Source organism: Shewanella litoralis, from assembly GCF_009828585.1.
GTDB classification, from domain to species: domain Bacteria; phylum Pseudomonadota; class Gammaproteobacteria; order Enterobacterales; family Shewanellaceae; genus Shewanella; species Shewanella litoralis.
Genome location: NZ_WSRZ01000174.1, coordinates 1 through 245, shown reverse-complemented (window position 1 = coordinate 245; position 245 = coordinate 1). Strand labels below are relative to the sequence as shown.

Sequence of the window (245 nt, the reverse complement as noted above, 5' to 3'; positions counted from 1 at the left end):
AAGCTTTGAACCGTTACAGGACCGTCCACAGAGCTGGTGCCCGTTAATACGGTGCCTGTGGTCGTGCCGCTGTCTTCATTGACGCTAATGTTTTCATTAGCATCCGTGAAGTTATCGTTCACTGGAGTCACAGAGATGGTCAGTGTTGACGTATCGGTGCTTGAGCCATCGGTTAACACATAGGTGATCACCGGCACAGGGCCATTGTAGTTGGCCACTGGCGTGAAGCTGTAAGTGCCGTTGGC

1 protein-coding gene is annotated in these 245 nt (G+C 52.2%); it reads right to left on the bottom strand.

The genetic code is table 11. The annotated features are described in order from the left end of the window. Nucleotides 1-245 (bottom strand): cadherin-like domain-containing protein (locus tag GQA99_RS20530; RefSeq protein ID WP_170293578.1); only part of this gene is annotated, 245 nt, incomplete at both ends.